The following is an 18213-nucleotide window of genomic DNA, read 5'->3' on the forward strand; positions in this document are numbered from 1 at the left end:
CTTACGGCCACATAAAACGCATCGAGCAGCACGACGGGCGGGGGATTGACGCCACCGTTATCGCCGGAGTGGCTGCTGCTACCGCCGCCACCGCAGCCGGCCAGCAGGGCCGTGAGCGCCAGGGTGCCGATTACATAGAGCTTTTTCATCGCGTTCTCCTCGTTACAGTTGCGGCGAACCGGCCACGGGATTTTTCAGGTAGGGGAAACCTGCCGTGAACGACGTTTCGTCGAGGAAGGCGCCATCCGTGAAATGCAGGCCGCCGGCGGGAGCGTCGGCCGGGGCGCAGCCGATGTTCAGGGTGCACAGCTTGCCCATGGCCACGCGCAGGACCACGTCGACCACGTCGTCGCCGGGGCGGCGGCCGTTCGGGAAGCCCGCGTTATCGCCGCCGATGACGCCGAGGCGGTTTTGCGCACCGACGTTGGTGGCCGCGATCGAGGTGTTCAGGCGCAGCATTTCGGACGCCGTCACGGTGACGGGCTGGTTCACGCCCTTGATGCCCGTCAAAAAGGTGGCGACCAGGTCGTTGCGGGGGAAGTTGGTGGGCGCCTTGGCACCGGCCGAGCCGTACAGCACTTCCACCAGGGCTGGCGCCGTGGGGTTGGTGACGTAGTCGGCAAATTGCGCGTCGCCCGACGGCTTGCTGGCGTTGAAGCGGTCCTTGTCCTTCAGGCCGATGACCAGTTCATTTACCAACGGCATGCCCAGGCGCGACACTTGCACCCACGCGCCGCCTTCCTTCGAGGCCGCGGTGGCCGTGCCCGGCGCCGGGTTCAGCAGGCGGCCCTGGCGCAGGCTGGCCGTGGTCCAGCCGCCGATGACGGGGTCGGCACCGGCGGTCAGGCAGGCGGTCGGCACTTCCATCTCGATGGCCGTGACGTTTTTCTTGGCCAGGTCATCCTTGGCTGCCGATTCCGCATTCGCGGCAAATTCCGTGGCGGGCGCCTTGATGTTGATCAAGTCGAACGTTTCACCCAGGTTCACCACGAACGGGTCCTTGCGCTGGCCGACGAACATGCGCGCCGGCGTGGCGCAGCCGGGAATGTTGACGGCGTACACATGCTGCGCGGCATACGCGGCGTAGTTGGGGATGGCCTTGTTGCCGATATTGTCGACGGGCTTGTCGAAGGTCGTGCCGCCGCCCGTGGCATTCGTGACGCTGCTGCGCGTGCCCGTGCGGCGGTCGCCCCGCACCACGGTGACGCTATAGGTTTCGCGCACGTTCAGGCCGGCCGGGTTGACCGTGTCGATGGCGCCGCCGTTGATGACAAGCGGAATCGAGACTTTCTTGCCGCCCACGGTGAACTGGCCATCCTTGATAGTGTTGGTGAAGCGGAACTGGAAGGTGAGGTCTTCCTTGCCGTCGCCATTGTTGTCGATGTGGATTTCGTACAGGGCGTTCGGGTCCATGGCGAAGTAATTCGGCCCGCCGTAGGCGTCCTGCAGGGGAATATAGTCGGCCACCAGCGTCGTGTAGGCACCGCGCCCCGTTTCATAGCTGCGGAACATATAGAAGTCGGTGGCGTCGACCTTGGGGTTTTGCGTGATGAACGGCGCTTCGCGGTGGCTGGACGCGTAGGCGGATGGCGCGATGGCCAAGGCCAGAAGGTTGCCCAGGAGTGCGGCGCCCAGTGCGGTTTTCGAGTGTGACAATGACATTTCGATTCTCCCGATTGTTGTTAGCGTTGACAGGCAAGTCCAAGAAACTGCAGGCTGCCTGACTTGTACGCACGGGGAAAGAAAACGGATTCACTGCTTGAAAAAGAATGTCATTGCCTTACCAGGCCAGCACTTTGGGACCGATGGCCGCGCCGATGGCGGTCGGCACCAGCATGCCCAGCACGTACCAGAAACCGACGAAGCTGGCGGCCAGCTCGGGGCAGTGCAGGCAGTACACGAGGGCCGCCATGGCGCCGGCGGCAAACCCGGCGGCCGCGCCGGCCAGGCGCAGGCGCGTGGGCGCCAGCTGGCGCATCAGGCGCAGCACGGCAGCCAGGATGGGCAGCGACAGCAGGGCGATGAGCAAGGGGCAGCTGCGCCAGGTGGCGCCCCAGAACAGCTCGGCGCGTTGTTCGGGCGGGGCTTCCTGCAGGATGATGGCGCCCAGCGCCCACATCAGCAGCAGGGGCATGGCGAGCAACAGGGGCAGGGCGCGGGTGGCGGCGCCCGGCATGCACAGGCGGCGGCTGACATGCCAGGCCGCCAGGGAGAGGCAGATGACGAAACCGACCTTGATCCAGAAGTCGGGCAGCAGGGCCAGCTGTTCCAGGTTGGGCCGCACGCCCAGCAGCATGGCCATCAGCGCCACGCTGGCCAGCAGCCCGGCGCCCAACGTGCCCGCGGCGCGCCAGCGCATGCCCGGGGGCGGGGCGGCTGCCACGTCGGGGCCGCTGGCCAGCATGGCGATCAAGTCATCGGTTTTCATGGTGCTATCCCTTCATTGCCGGTTCTTAAATTGGCCGCCAGTGCCTTCAAGCCGCGATGCACAGCCACTTTGACGCTGGCTTCCGAAATATCCATGGCGGCCGCCGTGTCGCGCACGGACCAGCCGTCGAGCTTGGTATGCACGATGGCGTCGCGCTGCTGCGCGGGCAAGGTGGCCAGCAGCTTGGCCAGGTCGCGGCTGGCTTCGGCCGCCTCGGCATCGGCACTGGAAAACAGTTCTTGCGCGCCATCTTCTTCGTCGTACGGCAAGTGCTGCGCCTCGCGTCGCGCATGCCGGCGCAGCCAGTCGATCAATTTATACCGTGCGATCGCATGAATCCACGACGTCAGCGGCACACCCGCATCGTAGGTCAGGCGCTGGTTGTGGATGGCCAGCAGGCACTCCTGCACCAGGTCTTCCACGTCGTCCGGCCAGCGCTGCAGGCGCTTGCGCAGGAACGCGCGCAAATGGCCGCTGGTGGCCTGCAAGAAACTGCGGTAGGCCGCCGCATCGCCATCGAGCCCGCGCAGCATCAGGCCATGCAGCCGCAATTCCGTGCCATGCAGGTGTTCGCTTACAGGTATTCGTTGCATGCAGGCCTTTGGTGACAGGCGTTGGAAAAAATAAATTGAAAAATAATGGAGGGCGGCTGTAACCAATCCGCAGCATGCGGCGAATTGACAGGCAAGCACGTTTCTTAATTCACGCTTCTTATTTCAATATACCGGGTAAAGACCATGGACATCAAGCACCGCCTTGCAGCACTCCTTTTACCCGTCCTGGGCATGGCCGTGGTCGCCCCGGCCATGGCGCAAATGGCGACTGGCCAGCGCTGCGCCGTGCAAAGCGGGCCGCAGACGGCGGCGCTGGTGGAGCTCTACAGCAGCGAAGGCTGCTCCAGCTGTCCGCCCGCCGACCAGCGCCTGAGCGCCTTGCGCAAGGAAGCGGGAGCGGCCAGCCTGATCGTGCCGCTGGCCTTGCACGTCACCTACTGGGACCAGATCGGCTGGACGGACCCGCTGGCGCAGGCGCAATTCGATGCGCGCCAGGCCGAGCTGTTGCGCCACCAGCCGCGCCACGTGGCCTATACGCCCCAGTTTTTTGTGGGCGGCACGGAATTGCGTGCCTGGGATGCGCAACTGCCTGCCGCCATCCGCCGCATCAACGCGACCGCCGCGCCCGTCAAGATTGACCTGTCCGCCACGCCGGGGCCGGGTAGCAAGCTGCTGCTGGAAGCTGATGCCAGCGCGCCGGACGCGCGGACGGGCGGCCAGCTATATGTGGCCATCAGCGAAAGCGCCATCGTGTCCAAAGTGCTGCGCGGCGAAAACCGCGGCGCCACCCTACGGCACGATGCGGCCGTGCGCCTGTGGCTGGGACCGGTTGCGCTGGCGCAAGGCCGTGCCCAGCTGCGCCGCGAAGTCAATCTGCCCGCCAGCTGGCGCCCGGAGCAGCTGCAAGTGGTGGCCTTCGTGCAGCGCAGCGACAGCAGCGCCATCCTGCAAGCCGTCAGCACGGCATCCTGCGCGAAGGGAGCGATGTGATGAACGGGCAAGCAAACGTGATCCACCCCGCCTGGCTGCGCATCACGCACTGGCTCAATGCCGTGGCCGTCGTGGTGCTGGCCACCAGCGGCTGGCGCATCTATAACGCGGCGCCGTTTTTCCCGTTTGAACTGCCGCGCGCCCTGACCCTTGGCGGCTGGCTGGGCGGCGCCCTGCAGTGGCATTTTGCCGCCATGTGGCTGCTGGTGGCCAATGGCTTGCTGTATCTGGTGATTAACATCGTCTCGGGACGGCTGCGGCGCCAGTTCTTCCCCCTGTCGCCACGTATGCTGCTGGCCGATTTTGCGGCGGCGCTGAAGGGCAAGCTGGCCCATGCGGACCCGCGCCACTACAACATGGTGCAGCGCGCCGCCTACCTGTTCGTCATGCTGGACTGCATCGTGCTGGTGCTGTCCGGCCTGGTGTTGTGGAAATCCGTGCAATTCCCCCTGCTGCGCGAGCTGATGGGCGGCTACGAGAGCGCTCGCAGGGTCCACTTCATCGGCATGGCGCTGCTGACGGGTTTTGTCGGCGTGCACCTGCTGATGGTGGCGCTGGTGCCGCGCACCCTGGTCGCCATGCTGCGCGGCCGCTAAGGAGACGGTCATGAAAAAAACCATCATCGTGCAAGAAGAGGGCCAGGCCATGCTGGCCGACGCCTTGCGCCAGATCAAGCAGCCGTCGCGGCGACTGTTTCTGCAGCGCAGCTTGACCCTGGGCGGCCTGTCCCTGCTGACGGGCTGCAATGCCAGCGATCCGGCCAGCATCGAGACAGCCTTGACGGCGGTCTCGCGCTTCAATGACAAGGTGCAAGGCTGGCTGTTCGACCCGAGCAAGCTCGCTCCCACATATCCCGATTCCATGATCACGCGGCCGTTTCCCTTCAACGCCTATTACGGCGAGGATGAAGTGGAAGAGGTCGACGGCGACGCCTGGCGCCTGGAATTGAGCGGCTTGATCGCCGACAAGAAGCCCTGGACTCTGCCGCAGCTGCGCGCCTTGCCGCAGGAAACGCAGGTGACGCGCCACATCTGCGTGGAAGGCTGGAGCGCCATCGGCAAGTGGGGCGGCGTGCCGTTCTCCCATTTCCTCAAGCGGGTGGGCGCCGACACGACGGCGAAATACATCGGCTTCAAGTGCGCCGACGATTACTTCACGAGCATCGACATGGTCACGGCCCTGCATCCGCAAACCATCATGGCCCTGACCTACGACGGCCAGGAATTGCCGCCCAAGTATGGCTACCCGATGAAACTGCGCATGCCGACCAAGCTGGGCTACAAGAATCCAAAACACATCCAGGCCATTTTCGTGACGAATACCTACCCGGGAGGGTATTGGGAGAATCAGGGATACAACTGGTTCGGCGGCTCTTGATTGCTTTTAGCATCACCTGTAGCACAGCAACAGCTTTACCACCGGGCAATCTTGCCCATCCCACACTGAGACAAGGACATATCATGAAAACCACCATCACCGCCATCATCGCTTCCGCCATCCTCATGTCGGGCGCCGCTTTCGCCCAGGATGCCATGAAAAAAGATCCGATGGCCAAGGACGCTTCGGCAGACGCCATGCACAAGGATGCGATGGGCAAGGACGGCATGAAGAAGCCGATGGCCAAGAAGCACATGAAAAAAGATCACATGGCCAAGGATGGCATGGCAAAAGATGCCATGGCGAAAGACGGCATGAAGAAGGATGAAATGAAGAAAGATGGCATGGCCAAGGATGCGATGGCCAAGTAAGGTGGAAGCCCGGCGCCGTCAACGTGGCGGCGCCGGGCCTGGTTTGCGCTCCCCCTGCGTTTGCGTCAGACCAATCTTGCAATAACATTATTCTTGCTACGCTTCAAGATGCGAAGTTGCCAATTGGTGTAAGCTGGCTGTCTCGCGTTTTCCCCGCTTGCAGAATCATGAACGAACCATCGCTTGCCGCGCTGTCCCCCGAAGTACCTCCCTCCGACAAACCGATACGCCGCCGCTCGCTGTTCGCCGCCTGCAGTGCGCATGCCGTGCATGACGGCTTGACGGACGTGATCTATGTGCTCTTGCCCATCTGGCAGGCGCAGTTTGCCATCAGCTATGCCATGGTAGGCCTGCTGCGGGGATCATACTCGGGCATGATGGCCGGTTTCCAGTTGCTGGCCAGCCGCATGGCCCGGCGCTGGGGACGCGAGCGCCTGCTGGTGGGCGGCACGGCGCTGGCCGGCGTCGCCTACCTGGTCGCGGGGCAGGCGGGCGGCCTGGCCGTGCTGCTGTTCGCCTTGCTGCTGGGCGGCCTGGGCGCCAGCACCCAGCATCCGCTGGCCTCGTCCATCGTCACCGACACGTACGAGGCGGGTGGCGGTGTGAAGGAAGCGCTGTCACATTACAACTTTGCCGGCGATATCGGCAAGACCCTGATTCCCGCGCTGGTGGGCTTGCTGTTGCTGGTGTGCAGCTGGCAAGCCAGCGTCTCGCTGCTGGGCTTGCTGGGCCTGGCAGCGGCTGGCTTGCTGTGGTGGCTGCTGCCGAAACCGGGTGAGCTGCAAGCCGGCGCAAAGAAGGCGGGCAAGACCATCGCCGGCAGCGGCTCGAAAGGCAGCTTTCGTGCGCTGCTGGCCACGGGCACCCTGGACAGCGCCGTGCGCATGGGTTTTCTCACTTTCTTGCCATTCTTGCTGAAAAGCAAGGGGGCGGGCACGGCCGGCATCGGCGTGGCTTTGTCCTTGCTGTTCGTGGGCGGCGCCTTCGGCAAGCTGCTGTGCGGCTATCTGGGCGCGCGCATCGGCATGATGAAAACCGTATGGCTGACGGAATCGATGACCTCGCTGCTGATCGTGCTGGCCCTGTGGCTGCCGCTGGCCGGCGTCATGGCCATGCTGCCCCTGCTGGGGCTGGCGCTGAACGGTACCTCGTCCGTGCTGTATGGCGCCGTGCCGGAGTTGGCCGAGCCCGGCAAGCGCGAACACGCATTTGCCCTGTTCTACACGGGCAGCATCGGCGGCGGGGCGCTGTCGCCCGTGCTGTTCGGCGCGCTGGGCGACCATACGAGCGTTCCCACGGCCTTGCTGGCGCTGGCGGCCGTATTACTGCTGACTTTGCCATTGGCGTGGAAAGTGCAGCGGGGCCTGGCGCACGGCGGCGCCACATGACACCACAAGAGGGCGTGGCGGAGGTGGCCCGGGCCATTTTGGGGATATCCAAGGATTTTGAATGAATTGTTCAGATAATTTATCGACGGCCACGGCAGATGCGGCCAGCCTGATCGCCTGCATTGAACGCGAGTTCGCTGGTACGCAGCGCGCGGAAACATCTTTGCGCCAATTTCTCTTGACGGATAAATACGGTATGTCGGAGGACATCAGCGAAAGGGAATGGGCTGCAAGTGGCAAGGATCGAGTCGATTCGATCTGGCAAGAGATTCCCGATGCTGAAATCGAGGAGTGCGAAGGTTTGCTCGCCCATATGGAAGCTGAGGAATTTCTGTATTACTTGCCGGCATACATGCGCTACGCCGTGGCATATCAGCATCGGACAAGCTGGGAAACAGATGTGCTTGGAATGACGGTGCATGCGCTTTCTCCGTTTGAACGGAACCGGGATTTGCGCACGCATTCCATCGCGAAATACGCCGGCTTCAATGCGGCGCAAAGACAGACCGTCGTGCTATTCCTGACGTTTGTCGCACAGGTGGATGAGAGCCTGTCCGGACAGTATGCCCTGGACGCCCTGGCAAATTACTGGCAAGCCGATACGGCATGACTTGCCCGCCAGCACTGCCATCGTCTACACTCGCCGCATGAAAAATTTTGAAAAGCGGCGCGACCGCTATGACTTGTTCCGGGCCTTTGACAATCCCCTTGTCAACATCAACTTCCAGCTCGACGTGCCGGATTTCCGTCCCTGGTGCAAGGAACGGAAAATCCCCGTATTCCACTTTTTCCTGTTCTGCCTGCTCAATACGGTCAGGGAGATCGACAACTTCATGTACCGCATCTACCAGGGCGAAGTGATCAAGATCGACGATTTTCCCGCTTCCTACACCGTCATCAACGGCGATGAAAATCTCAACTACACGCGCTTCGCGATGACGGACCAGCTCGATCTATTCATCGCACGCAGCCTGGAAGCGAAACGCCTGGCCGAAGCAAGTTCCGCGCTGATCAACACGGGTGAGGGAGAGACCGAGCGCGAGCAGCGCAACAATATCTTCATCACCTGCCTGCCTTGGCTGGAACTGGCGGCCATCGAGCATCCTGTCTACCGCCACGGCGACGCCGATATCCCGACCTTTACTTGGGGCAAGTTCGGCCCCGCGCAGGACGATGGCCGCATGCGGGTGCCGTTTTCCGCGCAAGCCCACCATGGCTTTGTCGACGGCTACCATGTGCAGAAACTGGTGCAGGCGCTGGCGCAGCGCATCGCGACCATCATTTCCTAGGTTAAATAGTCGCTGGGCGTCTGGCCCAGCACGCGGCGGAAGGCGGCCGTGAAGGCGCTGGGGCTGGCATAGCCGAGGTCGAGCGCCACACGGGTGACGGCTTGCCCCTCGGCCAGACGCGTGATGGCCGCCAGCAGGCATGCTTGCTGGCGCCATTGGGCAAAGCCCAGCCCCGTCTGGGCGCGGAATTGCCGCGTAAAGGTACGCCGGCTCATGCCGGCCTGCGCCGCCATGGCATCGAGGTTGCTGTCCACGCTCGGTCGCTGGAGCATCTCCATGCATAGCCGCGCCAGCCGCGGTTCCTGTGGCAGGGGCGCGCTCAGGGGCAGGGGCCGGGCGGCGGCAATCTCATCGAGCAACAAGGCCATCAATCGTCCGGCCCGAGATTGCTTCGCATACAAGGCGTCGACGGTCACGGCCTCGGCCAGCAACTGGCGCAGCAGCGGCTGGGCGTCCAGCACCTGGCAGTGGGGCGGCAAGCCAGCCCCGGCGATGGCGGGCGCGTCGATAAAGACATTGTGCATGGTCACGGCGCCATGCATGCGCATGCCGTGGACGAGCTGGGCCGGTACCCAGCAGGCGCGTTGCGGCGGCACCAGCCAGTTGCCTTGCGGCGTGTGCACGCTGATGACGCCGCGCGCCGCATACGCAAGTTGCCCGCGCGCATGGCTGTGGCTGGGAAAGACGGCATCAGCCGCATAGTCGCGCGCCGTGGCGATCAAAGGGCGCGGTACTTCCGTATAAAAATCATCCATGGCCCATATTCTACAGTATTTGACCTGCTATCGAAAGCGGGTCGCTTGCCGGGCGCTTACCATCACACTCTTTTTCAGGAGTGAACATGCACAATACCTGTCATCGCTTGGGCCACGGTCCCCACGCCGTCATCGTTCTGCACGGCTGGTTTGGCGACGCGCACGCGTTCGAGCCGATGGAAGCGGCCCTCGATGGCGGCGCTTTCAGCTATGTCTTCATGGACAATCGCGGCTATGGCGGTATGCGTGGCGCGGCAGGAGAATACTCGATGGACGAGGTTGCCCGCGACGCGCTGGCCTTGGCCGATGCGCTGGGCTTGGCCACCTTCAGCGTGGTGGGACACTCAATGGGCGGCATGGCGCTGGAACGGCTGGCCTTGCTGGCGCCCTTGCGCCTGCGCAAACTCGTGGCCGTGGCGCCCGTGCCCAGCTGCGGCGTGACGTTCGATGGGGCGGCGCGGCAGCTGTTCCTCGACGCCAGCGGGCACGTCGATGCGCGGCGCGCCATCATCAACCGCAGCACGGGCGAACGCTTGCCAGCCGCCTGGCTGGACTGGAAGGCGCAATATTCGTGGGAAAGTGCGGATCCGGCCGCGTTTGCGGCCTATTTCCTCGCGTGGAGCGGGACGGATTTCAGCGAAGACATCAAGGCGGCGCATGTGGCACTGCCATTGCTGGCGCTGGTGGGGGAGCATGACCCGCGTTTTGATGCGCCCCTGATGCGCCGCACCTATCTGGCGTGGTACCCGCAAGCCCGGCTCGAGGTGCTGGGCAATGCGGGACACTATCCGATGAATGAAACGCCGCTGGCCCTGGCGGCCAGCATCGAGGCGTTTTTACTACAGTAGTTACGCTGCCTTGCTGCGCAGGCGCAGCAGGCTCAGGCCCAGCAAGACGAAGGCGCCGCCCGTGATGCGGTTGAACAACTTGGCGCGGCCCGGCGTGGCCAGCTGGGTTTTCAGCAGGCGCGCCAGGTTGGCGTAGAACAAGTGGGCCAGCATGGCGCAGGCGACAAACGAGGTCGTCAGCACGGTGAACTGGATGGCCACGGGTTCGCCTGGCGTGATGAATTGCGGGAACAGTGCCGAGAAGAACAGGATGGCTTTCGGATTGGTCAGCGCCACTGTCAAGCCCTGGCGGAACAATTTCCAGAACGAATTCGGATTCGCCGCGCCGGCCACCACGGGCGCATCGGCCACGACACTGGTCTTGCTGCGCCATTGCTTGATGCCCAGGTACACGAGGTACAGGGCGCCAGCCAGTTTCAGCAGCATGAAGGCCGTGGCCGAGGTGGCCAGCACGACGCCCATGCCGGCCATGGCCACGCCGGAAATGATGAACAGGCCAAAACCATTGCCCATGCTGCTGATCATCGCGCGGCGCGGGCCGACGGCGATGGCATTCGAGATGGCCAGCAAGACGGCCGGGCCGGGAGAAAACGTGACGAGCAGGGCGACGCTGCAGAAAAGCAGCCAGTTCGAGAGGTGCATGGATGTTCCTGGGTGGGGCCGAAGCCGGTTTGAGAGTCAAAACACTCGTATTGTACGAAGTTTTCGGCTCCCGCGTCAGTGGCCTCGGCTTGAATCAGGCTCAAGGTCAGGCAAACAGGCTGGCGACGACATGGTTGATGGCGGCGCCACCGGCGATCAGCCAGCAGAAGAGAATGCCTGCCAGCAGCAGGGGCTTGATGCCGGCGCGGCGGATGGCCGACATGTGCGTCGTCAAACCCAGGGCCGCCATGGCCATGGCCAGCAAGGCCGTGTCGAGCTCGGTGATGGCGGACACGGTGCCCGCTGGCAGCAGGCCCAGGGAATTGAATGCCACCACGGCAATGAAGATGAAGGCAAACCAGGGGATGGCCAGCTTGGTCGCCTTTTCCTTGCCACCGGCCTTGACTTTGCCGCGCGCCAGCACGGCCGACAGGATGACGAGAAACGGCGCCAGCATCATCACGCGCACCATCTTGGCGATCACGGCCGCATTCGCCGCCTCTTGTCCGATCGACTTGCCGGCCGCCACTACTTGCGCCACCTCATGCACGGTCGAGCCGATGTACACGCCAAAGGCGGCAGGCGTGGCGCCCAGCACATGCCAGCCCAGGTTCAGCTGGTACAGCAATGGGTACAAAAAGATGGCGATGGTGCCGAACACAACAACGGTGGAGACTGCAACGGTCACATCCTCGCTGCGTCCCTTGACGACGGGTTCCGTCGCCATCACGGCCGCCGCGCCGCAGATCGAACTGCCCGCGCCGATCAGGATGGCGCTGTTGCGTTCCAGCTTGAACACTTTGGTGCCGAGGAACATGGCCAGGCCAAACGTGGACGCCAGCACCAGCGCGTCGATGGCGATGCCGGCCAGGCCCACTTGCCCGATATCCTGGAAGGTCAAACGGAAGCCGTACAGGATGATACCGAGCCGTAATAATGTCTGTTTGGAAAAGGCCACGCCCGCGCCGCAGGTGGGCGCCAGGCGGCCATACATGCTGTTGCCCAGCACAATGCCCAGCATGATGGCCAGGGTCAGGGCGCTCATGCCGTGGCTTTGCATCCATTCCAGCTTGCCCAACTGAATGGCGCCCCAGGCGATCACGCCGCTGAGCAGCAGGCCCGGCAGAAGGCGGCCATAGCGGTCGCTGAAACTTGTTGTGTTCGTTGTTGAGAGGGATGACATGCCGTACTCCATGGTTCTTGGTTCGTATGGCATGACTGTACAGTTCGCTGATTAAATGGTAAAACGGATTGTTTTTGTATGTTTAACCTAAAAAATAGGTAAATTGGATGGCGTTGACCTTGCGGCAGTTGCAGATTTTCCTCGCTGTGGCAGACACGGGCAGCACCAGCGCGGCTGGCGAGCTGATCGCTCTGTCGCAATCGGCCACCAGCGCGTCCCTGAACGAGTTGGAAACCTTGCTGGGCGCGCAACTGTTCGACCGTGTGGGCAAGCGATTGCTGCTCAACGACAATGGCCGCCTGCTGTTGCCGCAAGCGCGGCAGATGCGCGACGGGGCCGCCAGCATCGAGCGCCAGTTTGCGGGTGCCGACCCGTCCGTGCCCGTCAGCCTGCAGATCGGCGCCAGCACCACCATCGGCATCTATTTGCTGCCGCAGATCCTGGCCCAGGCGGCGCAGCAATACGGGCGCAGCATTCCGCAAGTAACCATTGCCAACACGGCCGACGTCGCGGCCGCCGTGGCCGAGTTTCGTGTCGATATCGGCTTGATCGAAGGGCCGTGCCATGAAGCGGGATTGCTGGTCGAGCCATGGCTGACGGACCAGATGCTGATCGTGGCCGCGCCGACGCATCCGCTGGCGCAGCTGCGCCATCTGCTCAGTTTTACGGAGCTGAACCAGGCGGGCTGGCTGCTGCGTGAAGCGGGCTCGGGCACGCGCGAAGCCGTCGAGCAGGCGCTGGTGCCGTATCTGCACTACCTGCGCGCCGCAGGCGAATTCAGCAATTCGGAAGCCATCAAATATGGCGCGGCGGCGGGGCTGGGCATCGCCTGCCTGTCGCGCGTCGTCGTGGCCGATCTGCTGGCCAGCGGACAACTGGTGGAACTGGAGACCATGCTGCCGCCATTGGAGCGCAACTTTTATCTGATCCGCCAGTCCAAGAAGATACTCTCGCCGCGCTTGGCCGGTTTCCTGGAGCTGTGCCGCCACGCCTCGCGCATGGCGGGGTAGTAGTGCCGGGTTTCATTTTGGCCGGGGAGGCTGGAGTTCCGCATCCGGTGGCGTCAGCGTGCCTGCGCGCAGCCGCTTGACGGCGACGGCCACGGCGCGCGCCACGTTGCGCACTTCTTCCTGCAGATTAGCGTCATGGTCGAGGGCATCGTGGCTTTGCGCGTAACTGTTGTAATAGCCGATGTAGCGGTCCAGCCGCGCCTTGGCGCCTGCGTCAACCAGGCCCATCCAGTCCAGCCAGTCGGACAGGCCCCGCCGCACGCCTTCGATGCCGGCCACGTCGCCATGCACGACGAGGCCATACGCGCGCCCGGCCAGGTGTTTCGGGTAATTCCAGCCTTGCAATTCGAGCGCCTTCGCTTCCGTTGCCTTCTTGCCGTGCGTGGACGTGGGATCGGGGTTGCCGCCATCGGCGCACACGAGCCGGTCTATCATCAGCTTGAGCACGCTGGGCGTCTGGTACCAGTACACGGGCGTGAGGAGGATGACGGCGTGCGCGGCCGTCCAGCGCTCGTAAATCTCCGCCATCCAGTCATTCGTCTGCCGTTCGCCATGGTTCGGGTAGCAACTGCATGGCCAGTGGCACAGGGGCATGGCCGTCGAGACACAGCCCTTGCACGGATGAATGTGCAAATCATACGAGGAGGTCAGCAGGCTCAGGTCCAGCACGTCCGTATCGATATTGTCGGCCTGCAGCACTTCCTTGGCCCATTGCGTCATGCGCCACGTTTTCGACATTTCGCCAGGGCAAGAACCGTCATTGCGCGCCGCACCGCAGACCAGCAGCACGCGCGACGCTGTGGCGGGGTCTTTCTGGCGCGCTTCGGCGGCCAGCAGACGGTCGCGCGTGGCTTTCCACTCCACGGACAAGTCGTAGTCGGGGTCCAGAAAACCGGGCCCAGCCTTCTGTGTCACGGGCGCCTTGCGGCCATCCTGGTAATTCTTCCACGCTACTTCCTCCACCTGCACCAGGGCGCCGCGCACGGCGTCGAATGTGGGGTCGGCATACGAGCGAATGAACTGCAAATGGAATTCGACCCTGCCCAGCGGCGCGGGCGCCTGGCCCAGACGTGGCTGGGGAGTGGCGGGAGTGGAGGCCATGGCTTTTCCTTGAAGTGATGGCGTATCGTGCCTGGGGAGGGCTTGCTGGTCTGTGCGTTGAACAACTGTGCAGCAACTGCTTGCCAAATTCTCTTTTGTGGGATAAATTCCCGTATATGAAAAATCCAATAGTGACTGCTAACGAGACGGAGCAGCGGCTGGCGGCGCGTTTGAAACAGTTGCGCGTGGAGCAGGGCTGGTCGCTGGACCAGCTGGCCACTGCCAGCCAGGTCAGCCGCGCCACCCTGTCACGCCTGGAAAATGGCGAAGTCAGTCCGACGACTAGTGTGCTGGGCAAGCTGTGCGCCGCATACGGCCTGGCCATGTCGCGTCTGCTGCGCATGGTGGAAGACGATTTTCCGCCCCTGTTGCGGCGGGCTCAGCAAAGCGTGTGGACGGACCCGGACATGGGTTTCCGGCGCCGTTCCGTCTCGCCGCCGTCGCGCGCGCTGGCTGGCGAAGCGCTCGAATGCGAACTCGATGCGGGCGTGACGATCACTTATGCCGCCTCGCCCCGGCCCGGCATGGAACACCATCTGTTGTTGCAGGAAGGCAAGCTGAACGTGACGGTCGACGGCCGCTCGCACAATTTGCTGGCCGGCGACTGCTTGCGCTATCAGCTGCATGGCGCCAGCGCGTTCGTGACGCCGCCAGACAGCGGCGCCCGCTATTTTCTCTTTCTTGTCTGAGGTCGCCATGCCCGCATTGCTACGCCATTTTTCATCCACCGATATTCGTGAACGCTTGCCGGAACTGGGTGCCTTGCTGCAAGACTGCGTGCACGACGGCGCCAGCATCGGTTTTATCTTGCCTTTCGACACGGCGGCCAGCCAGGCCTTCTGGACGGATAACGTGTTGCCAGCTGTCACGCGCGGGGTGCGCCTGCTGCTGGTGGCCGAAGTCGATGGCTGCGTGGCCGGCGCCGTGCAGCTGGACTGGGACACCAATCCCAACCAGGCGCACCGGGCCGGAGTGCGCAAGCTGCTGGTCGCACCCGCTTTCCGCCGGCATGGCGTCGCCCGCCAGCTGATGCAGGCGCTGGAAGCACAGGCGCGCCTCTTGCCGCGCAGTCTGCTGACCCTGGACACGCGCAGCGGCGACCATGCGGAACCGTTGTATTTGTCGCTCGGCTACGTGGTGGCGGGCAGCATCCCCGCCTATGCGCTGGCGCCGGACGGCGACCGCCTGGACGCCACCACCATCATGTACAAGCAACTGTGGCAATGAGTTTGCAGTTATCCGGTGCGCGCCTGGCGCTGGTGCGCGCAGCCGCCTGGCGTGTTGCCAGATAAAATCACCCGCTTGATTACAGAGTCTTCCTACTTCAATGCCCGGCATCGTCCGACTGGCGCATGCCGGCGCCGCGCCTACACTGTTCCTTGATAGACCCGGCGGCGGGTTCTTTCTTACAGGAGGCTGATATGGCGAATATCCAGGCAGGATCGGATGGTGCGGCAAAACAGGAAATGTCGGCAAAGCGCTTGAACGTGGTCGACTGGATCTCCATGATCCTGTTGATCGTGGGCGGCTTGAACTGGGCGCTGGTGGGCTTGTTCGATATCGATATCGTGGCCAGCATCCTCGGCGCCATGACGGCCGCTTCGCGCGGCGTGTATGTACTGGTGGGGCTGGCGGCGCTGTATTCCATTTATTTGTGCCTGCGCAAGTTGCCGGCCAAACCCTAGACGGGAGGACACATGCCTGTCGGTGCAAGCCCCAAGCGTGAACGCGAATTCAAGAAGCTGGAACGGGATTTCAAGCAGGAAGGACGCTATCGGGGCCGCGAGGAGGAAGTCGCGGCGCGCATCGTGAACAAGCAAAGGGCGCAATCGGGTGAAACGAAGGAAGCGCAGGGGCGGAAAAAAGCCGGCGGCGCTGCTTCGGATGCGTCACCGCCGGACTTGCCTATCGAAGGCTACCAGCAATTGACGGTGGCGCAAATCCGCGACAAGCTCAATGGCCTGTCCGCCGCCCAGCGCAAGCGGCTGCGTGCCTATGAAGCAGCGCACAAGAAGCGCAAGGGCGTGCTGCAAGCGCTGGAGGCTTGATCTGGCATCATGGACTGGATACGGTGCGAGTGCACGTCGGTAGTGGCGTGTTGTCTGCGCGGATGGCATGCGCGCAACTTGGGCGCGTTTACTGCGTGCGCAGGTAGGCCAGCAAGTCGGCCACCTGCTGCGCATTGCCGATGCCCCAGAAACGCATGTTGTTTCCAGGAATGAAATCGCTCGGTGCTTTCAGGAAGCTGGCCAGGTTTTGCTCGGTCCAGACGATATTCGCGTTTTTCATGGCCGCCGAATACTTGTAGTCGGTGGTGGTGCCGGTTTTGCGGCCGATCACGCCCGTCAGTTTGGGGCCGAAGCCGCCGCGCGCCGATGGCCCTACCTGGTGGCAGGAAGCGCACTTGCGAAACGCTGCCTTGCCCGCTTCCGCATTGCCCTTGAGGGCGGCCGGCGCGTCAGCCTGCGCGACGGCGGCTGGCGCCAGCAGCAGGGTTGCCGTGGCCAGAGGAGAGAGCAAGCGAAAAAGAAGTGTGGATGTCATCGGTGAGGCAGAATGCATGATATGGCAAGCGATGACGCATTTTACAGGCGGGCATCAAAACCTGCCCGCCAGTTGGGCAGCGATGCCAGGCAGTTATGCAGGAGTCGCTGCAGAATGCACTGAATACCGCTAGCGCTTGCCGCCCTGTGCGCCCAGCGCCGCCATGGCCGACGCGAACACGATGCAGGCGATGGCCAGCCACTGGGTCAGGCTCAGCATTTCTTTCAGCACCACCATGGCGGCCAGCGCGCTGACGGCCGGTGCCGCGCTGCTGAACATGCCGAACACGCCTTGCGGCAAGCGGCGCAGGGCAAAGATTTCCAGCGAATATGGCAGGGCGCTGGACAGCATGGCGATGGCCAGGCCCATCAAGGCAATCGATGGCGCCAGCAGCGCCGTGCCCGAATACGCGACGCCGATGGGCACCGTTACCATGGCCGCCACCGTCATGCCCCAGGCCACGGCTTGGCCGCCCTGCAGGGTCGAGGCGCGCTTGCCGAAGATGATGTACAGCGCCCAGCACAGCGCCGCCCCCAGCGCGTACGCCACGCCGACAGGATCCAGGCTGCCCGGACTGCCTTGCAGGGGCAGCAGCAAATACAAGCCGAACACGGCGCACGCCACGGCCAGCAAATCGCGCGGCCGGCGCGACGACAGCATAGCCACGGCTAGCGGCCCCGTTACTTCGATGGCGACCGCAATGCCGATCGGTATCAGTGCAAACGCCCGGTAAATCAGCAAGTTCATCAATCCCAGCACGGAACCGTAGACCAGCAAATTGAGCACATCCTTGCGCGTGAGGCGGTAGCGCCACGGCCGGAAGATGGCCAGCAGGATGAGCGCTGAAAACCCCACCCGGTACGCCGTAATGCCTTCCACGCCAATGACGGGAAACAGATTCTTCGCAATCGCCGCCCCCAGGTTGACGGAAATCTGCCCTCCCAATACGGCCAGGGAAGGGAGCAAGATGCTGTCGGGGAGGGAAGAGGTCGAGGCGGGGGAGGTCATGGGACGGTATTTTAATACGCCACAGGCCGCCAGTCGCTGGCAGATCAGCAAGCGACGGTAACTTATCCGTCTGCACGGGCATCGAATGTGAAGCGGATACAGTTGAGGCAGTGCAAGTATTTTCTGATAATGCTATTCTGCCTGCACACCCGGAACCGCCGGGTGCCACCCGATTCTTCGTCTTGATGGAGCCGTCCCATGAATTGCAGAAGTATGGCAGTGACAGTCGCTTTAGTGTTCGCCACCGGCATGGCTGGTGCGCAGGCCTTGCCGCCGCAGGCGCAATTGCCGGCCTGGGCGACGCAACAGCTCGATAGCCTGGCCAAACGCGAAGGCATTGAAGTCAGCGCCCGCATCAATCCCTTCGTCTTGCGCGGCGACTTCGATGGCGACGGCAAGGGCGACCTGGCTGTTCTCGTCAAAAACAAGGACAGCAAGAAAGAGGGTATCGTCTTCCTGTTCAGACAGAAGACGGCGCCTCTGATCGTCGGTGCGGGACATGCCTTGTCCAACGGCGGTGATGATTTTGCCTGGCTGGAAATCTGGCAAGTGGAAGACAAGGGCTCGCTCCAGCACAGTTATCATGAAAAGTCGCTCAAGCTGAAAACGGACGGCATCGTGGTGGCAAAAGAGGGCTCTGCCAGTGCCTTGATCTATATCAAGGGTGGCAAGGCGGTTTGGCAACAGCAGGGCGATTGAGGCGTGCCCGTGCAGTTCTGCTGGCT

General features: G+C 63.2%; 23 protein-coding genes. 14 read left to right on the forward strand and 9 right to left on the reverse strand.

Annotation, left to right across the window (positions count from 1 at the left end; all coding sequences use genetic code 11):
- Positions 1 to 162: 162 nt before the first annotated feature.
- From ASN89_RS14340 to ASN89_RS14350, 3 genes are all read right to left on the reverse strand, one after another.
- Complete coding sequence (locus ASN89_RS14340; RefSeq protein ID WP_058049715.1) at positions 163 to 1662, reverse strand: DUF4331 domain-containing protein; 1500 nt, start codon at positions 1660 to 1662, stop codon at positions 163 to 165.
- A 118-nt stretch (positions 1663 to 1780) separates the two neighbouring features.
- Positions 1781 to 2428, reverse strand: coding sequence for an NrsF family protein (locus tag ASN89_RS14345; protein ID WP_058049716.1), 648 nt, complete (start codon positions 2426 to 2428; stop codon positions 1781 to 1783).
- Entirely contained in the window at positions 2425 to 3021 is a 597-nt protein-coding gene (locus tag ASN89_RS14350; RefSeq protein ID WP_058049717.1) for a sigma-70 family RNA polymerase sigma factor, read from the reverse strand. Before ASN89_RS14350 ends, ASN89_RS14345 begins: the two co-directional genes overlap by 4 nt.
- Positions 3022 to 3165: 144 nt before the next feature.
- On the opposite strand from ASN89_RS14350, the gene ASN89_RS14355 reads away from it, so the two are divergent.
- From ASN89_RS14355 to ASN89_RS14385, 7 genes are all read left to right on the forward strand, one after another.
- Positions 3166 to 3972: a DUF1223 domain-containing protein gene (locus tag ASN89_RS14355; RefSeq protein ID WP_082654573.1), complete on the forward strand. Its 807-nt coding sequence runs from the start codon at positions 3166 to 3168 to the stop codon at positions 3970 to 3972.
- Positions 3972 to 4568: a cytochrome b/b6 domain-containing protein gene (locus tag ASN89_RS14360; RefSeq protein ID WP_058049719.1), complete on the forward strand. Its 597-nt coding sequence runs from the start codon at positions 3972 to 3974 to the stop codon at positions 4566 to 4568. The genes ASN89_RS14355 and ASN89_RS14360 overlap by 1 nt, the downstream gene beginning before the upstream one ends.
- 10 nt (positions 4569 to 4578) lie before the next feature.
- A complete protein-coding gene (locus tag ASN89_RS14365; RefSeq protein WP_058049720.1) occupies positions 4579 to 5349 on the forward strand; it encodes a molybdopterin-dependent oxidoreductase in 771 nt (256 codons plus the stop codon).
- Between the two features lie 83 nt (positions 5350 to 5432).
- The gene (locus ASN89_RS14370; RefSeq protein WP_034755896.1) at positions 5433 to 5720 is read left to right on the forward strand and encodes a pentapeptide MXKDX repeat protein; all 288 of its coding nucleotides are present in this window, start codon (positions 5433 to 5435) and stop codon (positions 5718 to 5720) included.
- 167 nt (positions 5721 to 5887) lie between these two features.
- A complete protein-coding gene (locus ASN89_RS14375) occupies positions 5888 to 7108 on the forward strand; it encodes an MFS transporter (protein ID WP_046682827.1) in 1221 nt (406 codons plus the stop codon).
- A gap of 61 nt (positions 7109 to 7169) precedes the next feature.
- Entirely contained in the window at positions 7170 to 7718 is a 549-nt protein-coding gene (locus tag ASN89_RS14380; protein ID WP_034755903.1) for a DUF6714 family protein, read from the forward strand.
- A gap of 37 nt (positions 7719 to 7755) precedes the next feature.
- On the forward strand, positions 7756 to 8397 hold the full coding sequence (locus ASN89_RS14385; protein ID WP_058049738.1) for a CatA-like O-acetyltransferase: 642 nt from the start codon (positions 7756 to 7758) through the stop codon (positions 8395 to 8397).
- Here the strand turns inward: ASN89_RS14385 and ASN89_RS14390 are convergent.
- Positions 8394 to 9152 (reverse strand): AraC family transcriptional regulator, encoded by a 759-nt coding sequence (locus tag ASN89_RS14390; RefSeq protein ID WP_058049721.1) that lies wholly within the window; start codon positions 9150 to 9152, stop codon positions 8394 to 8396. The two genes, ASN89_RS14385 and ASN89_RS14390, sit on opposite strands and share 4 nt — an antisense overlap.
- An 86-nt stretch (positions 9153 to 9238) precedes the next feature.
- On the opposite strand from ASN89_RS14390, the gene ASN89_RS14395 reads away from it, so the two are divergent.
- Positions 9239 to 10000 (forward strand): alpha/beta fold hydrolase, encoded by a 762-nt coding sequence (locus tag ASN89_RS14395; RefSeq protein WP_058049722.1) that lies wholly within the window; start codon positions 9239 to 9241, stop codon positions 9998 to 10000.
- Here ASN89_RS14395 and ASN89_RS14400 read toward each other — a convergent pair whose 3' ends face one another.
- Both ASN89_RS14400 and ASN89_RS14405 read right to left on the reverse strand, forming a co-directional pair.
- Positions 10001 to 10642 carry a LysE family translocator gene (locus ASN89_RS14400; RefSeq protein WP_034755914.1) on the reverse strand — a complete coding sequence of 214 codons (642 nt, stop codon included), beginning with the start codon at positions 10640 to 10642 and terminating at the stop codon, positions 10001 to 10003. It abuts the gene before it with no gap.
- Positions 10643 to 10748: 106 nt separating this feature from the next.
- Positions 10749 to 11825, reverse strand: a complete 1077-nt coding sequence (locus ASN89_RS14405) for a YeiH family protein (protein ID WP_058049723.1) — start codon at positions 11823 to 11825, stop codon at positions 10749 to 10751.
- 107 nt (positions 11826 to 11932) lie between these two features.
- On the opposite strand from ASN89_RS14405, the gene ASN89_RS14410 reads away from it, so the two are divergent.
- Positions 11933 to 12835: a LysR family transcriptional regulator gene (locus tag ASN89_RS14410; protein ID WP_034755921.1), complete on the forward strand. Its 903-nt coding sequence runs from the start codon at positions 11933 to 11935 to the stop codon at positions 12833 to 12835.
- A 12-nt stretch (positions 12836 to 12847) separates the two neighbouring features.
- On the opposite strand, the gene ASN89_RS14415 is transcribed toward ASN89_RS14410, so the two are convergent.
- Positions 12848 to 13936 (reverse strand): flavodoxin family protein, encoded by a 1089-nt coding sequence (locus ASN89_RS14415; RefSeq protein ID WP_058049724.1) that lies wholly within the window; start codon positions 13934 to 13936, stop codon positions 12848 to 12850.
- Between the two features lie 116 nt (positions 13937 to 14052).
- Here ASN89_RS14415 and ASN89_RS14420 point away from each other — a divergent pair, with 116 nt between their 5' ends.
- The 4 genes from ASN89_RS14420 to ASN89_RS14435 all read left to right on the forward strand — a co-directional run bounded on the left by ASN89_RS14420 (position 14053) and on the right by ASN89_RS14435 (position 15984).
- Positions 14053 to 14625 carry a helix-turn-helix domain-containing protein gene (locus ASN89_RS14420; protein WP_058049725.1) on the forward strand — a complete coding sequence of 191 codons (573 nt, stop codon included), beginning with the start codon at positions 14053 to 14055 and terminating at the stop codon, positions 14623 to 14625.
- Between the two features lie 7 nt (positions 14626 to 14632).
- The gene (locus ASN89_RS14425; protein WP_058049726.1) at positions 14633 to 15163 is read left to right on the forward strand and encodes a GNAT family N-acetyltransferase; all 531 of its coding nucleotides are present in this window, start codon (positions 14633 to 14635) and stop codon (positions 15161 to 15163) included.
- Positions 15164 to 15357: 194 nt separating this feature from the next.
- A complete protein-coding gene (locus ASN89_RS14430) occupies positions 15358 to 15621 on the forward strand; it encodes a DUF378 domain-containing protein (RefSeq protein WP_051991725.1) in 264 nt (87 codons plus the stop codon).
- Positions 15622 to 15633: 12 nt separating this feature from the next.
- Positions 15634 to 15984: a hypothetical protein gene (locus tag ASN89_RS14435; RefSeq protein ID WP_058049727.1), complete on the forward strand. Its 351-nt coding sequence runs from the start codon at positions 15634 to 15636 to the stop codon at positions 15982 to 15984.
- A gap of 88 nt (positions 15985 to 16072) precedes the next feature.
- On the opposite strand, the gene ASN89_RS14440 is transcribed toward ASN89_RS14435, so the two are convergent.
- Positions 16073 to 16480, reverse strand: a complete 408-nt coding sequence (locus ASN89_RS14440) for a c-type cytochrome (RefSeq protein WP_082654575.1) — start codon at positions 16478 to 16480, stop codon at positions 16073 to 16075.
- Between the two features lie 129 nt (positions 16481 to 16609).
- Entirely contained in the window at positions 16610 to 17488 is an 879-nt protein-coding gene (locus ASN89_RS14445) for an EamA family transporter (RefSeq protein ID WP_058049728.1), read from the reverse strand.
- A gap of 219 nt (positions 17489 to 17707) precedes the next feature.
- Here ASN89_RS14445 and ASN89_RS14450 point away from each other — a divergent pair, with 219 nt between their 5' ends.
- Entirely contained in the window at positions 17708 to 18187 is a 480-nt protein-coding gene (locus tag ASN89_RS14450) for a hypothetical protein (protein WP_152988568.1), read from the forward strand.
- The last annotated feature ends 26 nt before the right edge of the window (positions 18188 to 18213 follow it).

This window comes from Janthinobacterium sp. Ant5-2-1 (assembly GCF_001445815.1).
GTDB lineage: Bacteria > Pseudomonadota > Gammaproteobacteria > Burkholderiales > Burkholderiaceae_D > Janthinobacterium > Janthinobacterium lividum_E.

Coding starts and splice junctions, on each gene's coding strand:
- ASN89_RS14340 (WP_058049715.1), bottom strand. CDS start 1,662: ATGTCATTGTCACACTCGAAAACCGCACTGGGCGCCGCACTCCTGGGC.
- ASN89_RS14345 (WP_058049716.1), bottom strand. CDS start 2,428: ATGAAAACCGATGACTTGATCGCCATGCTGGCCAGCGGCCCCGACGTG.
- ASN89_RS14350 (WP_058049717.1), bottom strand. CDS start 3,021: ATGCAACGAATACCTGTAAGCGAACACCTGCATGGCACGGAATTGCGG.
- ASN89_RS14355 (WP_082654573.1), top strand. CDS start 3,166: ATGGACATCAAGCACCGCCTTGCAGCACTCCTTTTACCCGTCCTGGGC.
- ASN89_RS14360 (WP_058049719.1), top strand. CDS start 3,972: ATGAACGGGCAAGCAAACGTGATCCACCCCGCCTGGCTGCGCATCACG.
- ASN89_RS14365 (WP_058049720.1), top strand. CDS start 4,579: ATGAAAAAAACCATCATCGTGCAAGAAGAGGGCCAGGCCATGCTGGCC.
- ASN89_RS14370 (WP_034755896.1), top strand. CDS start 5,433: ATGAAAACCACCATCACCGCCATCATCGCTTCCGCCATCCTCATGTCG.
- ASN89_RS14375 (WP_046682827.1), top strand. CDS start 5,888: ATGAACGAACCATCGCTTGCCGCGCTGTCCCCCGAAGTACCTCCCTCC.
- ASN89_RS14380 (WP_034755903.1), top strand. CDS start 7,170: ATGAATTGTTCAGATAATTTATCGACGGCCACGGCAGATGCGGCCAGC.
- ASN89_RS14385 (WP_058049738.1), top strand. CDS start 7,756: ATGAAAAATTTTGAAAAGCGGCGCGACCGCTATGACTTGTTCCGGGCC.
- ASN89_RS14390 (WP_058049721.1), bottom strand. CDS start 9,152: ATGGATGATTTTTATACGGAAGTACCGCGCCCTTTGATCGCCACGGCG.
- ASN89_RS14395 (WP_058049722.1), top strand. CDS start 9,239: ATGCACAATACCTGTCATCGCTTGGGCCACGGTCCCCACGCCGTCATC.
- ASN89_RS14400 (WP_034755914.1), bottom strand. CDS start 10,642: ATGCACCTCTCGAACTGGCTGCTTTTCTGCAGCGTCGCCCTGCTCGTC.
- ASN89_RS14405 (WP_058049723.1), bottom strand. CDS start 11,825: ATGTCATCCCTCTCAACAACGAACACAACAAGTTTCAGCGACCGCTAT.
- ASN89_RS14410 (WP_034755921.1), top strand. CDS start 11,933: ATGGCGTTGACCTTGCGGCAGTTGCAGATTTTCCTCGCTGTGGCAGAC.
- ASN89_RS14415 (WP_058049724.1), bottom strand. CDS start 13,936: ATGGCCTCCACTCCCGCCACTCCCCAGCCACGTCTGGGCCAGGCGCCC.
- ASN89_RS14420 (WP_058049725.1), top strand. CDS start 14,053: ATGAAAAATCCAATAGTGACTGCTAACGAGACGGAGCAGCGGCTGGCG.
- ASN89_RS14425 (WP_058049726.1), top strand. CDS start 14,633: ATGCCCGCATTGCTACGCCATTTTTCATCCACCGATATTCGTGAACGC.
- ASN89_RS14430 (WP_051991725.1), top strand. CDS start 15,358: ATGGCGAATATCCAGGCAGGATCGGATGGTGCGGCAAAACAGGAAATG.
- ASN89_RS14435 (WP_058049727.1), top strand. CDS start 15,634: ATGCCTGTCGGTGCAAGCCCCAAGCGTGAACGCGAATTCAAGAAGCTG.
- ASN89_RS14440 (WP_082654575.1), bottom strand. CDS start 16,480: ATGACATCCACACTTCTTTTTCGCTTGCTCTCTCCTCTGGCCACGGCA.
- ASN89_RS14445 (WP_058049728.1), bottom strand. CDS start 17,488: ATGACCTCCCCCGCCTCGACCTCTTCCCTCCCCGACAGCATCTTGCTC.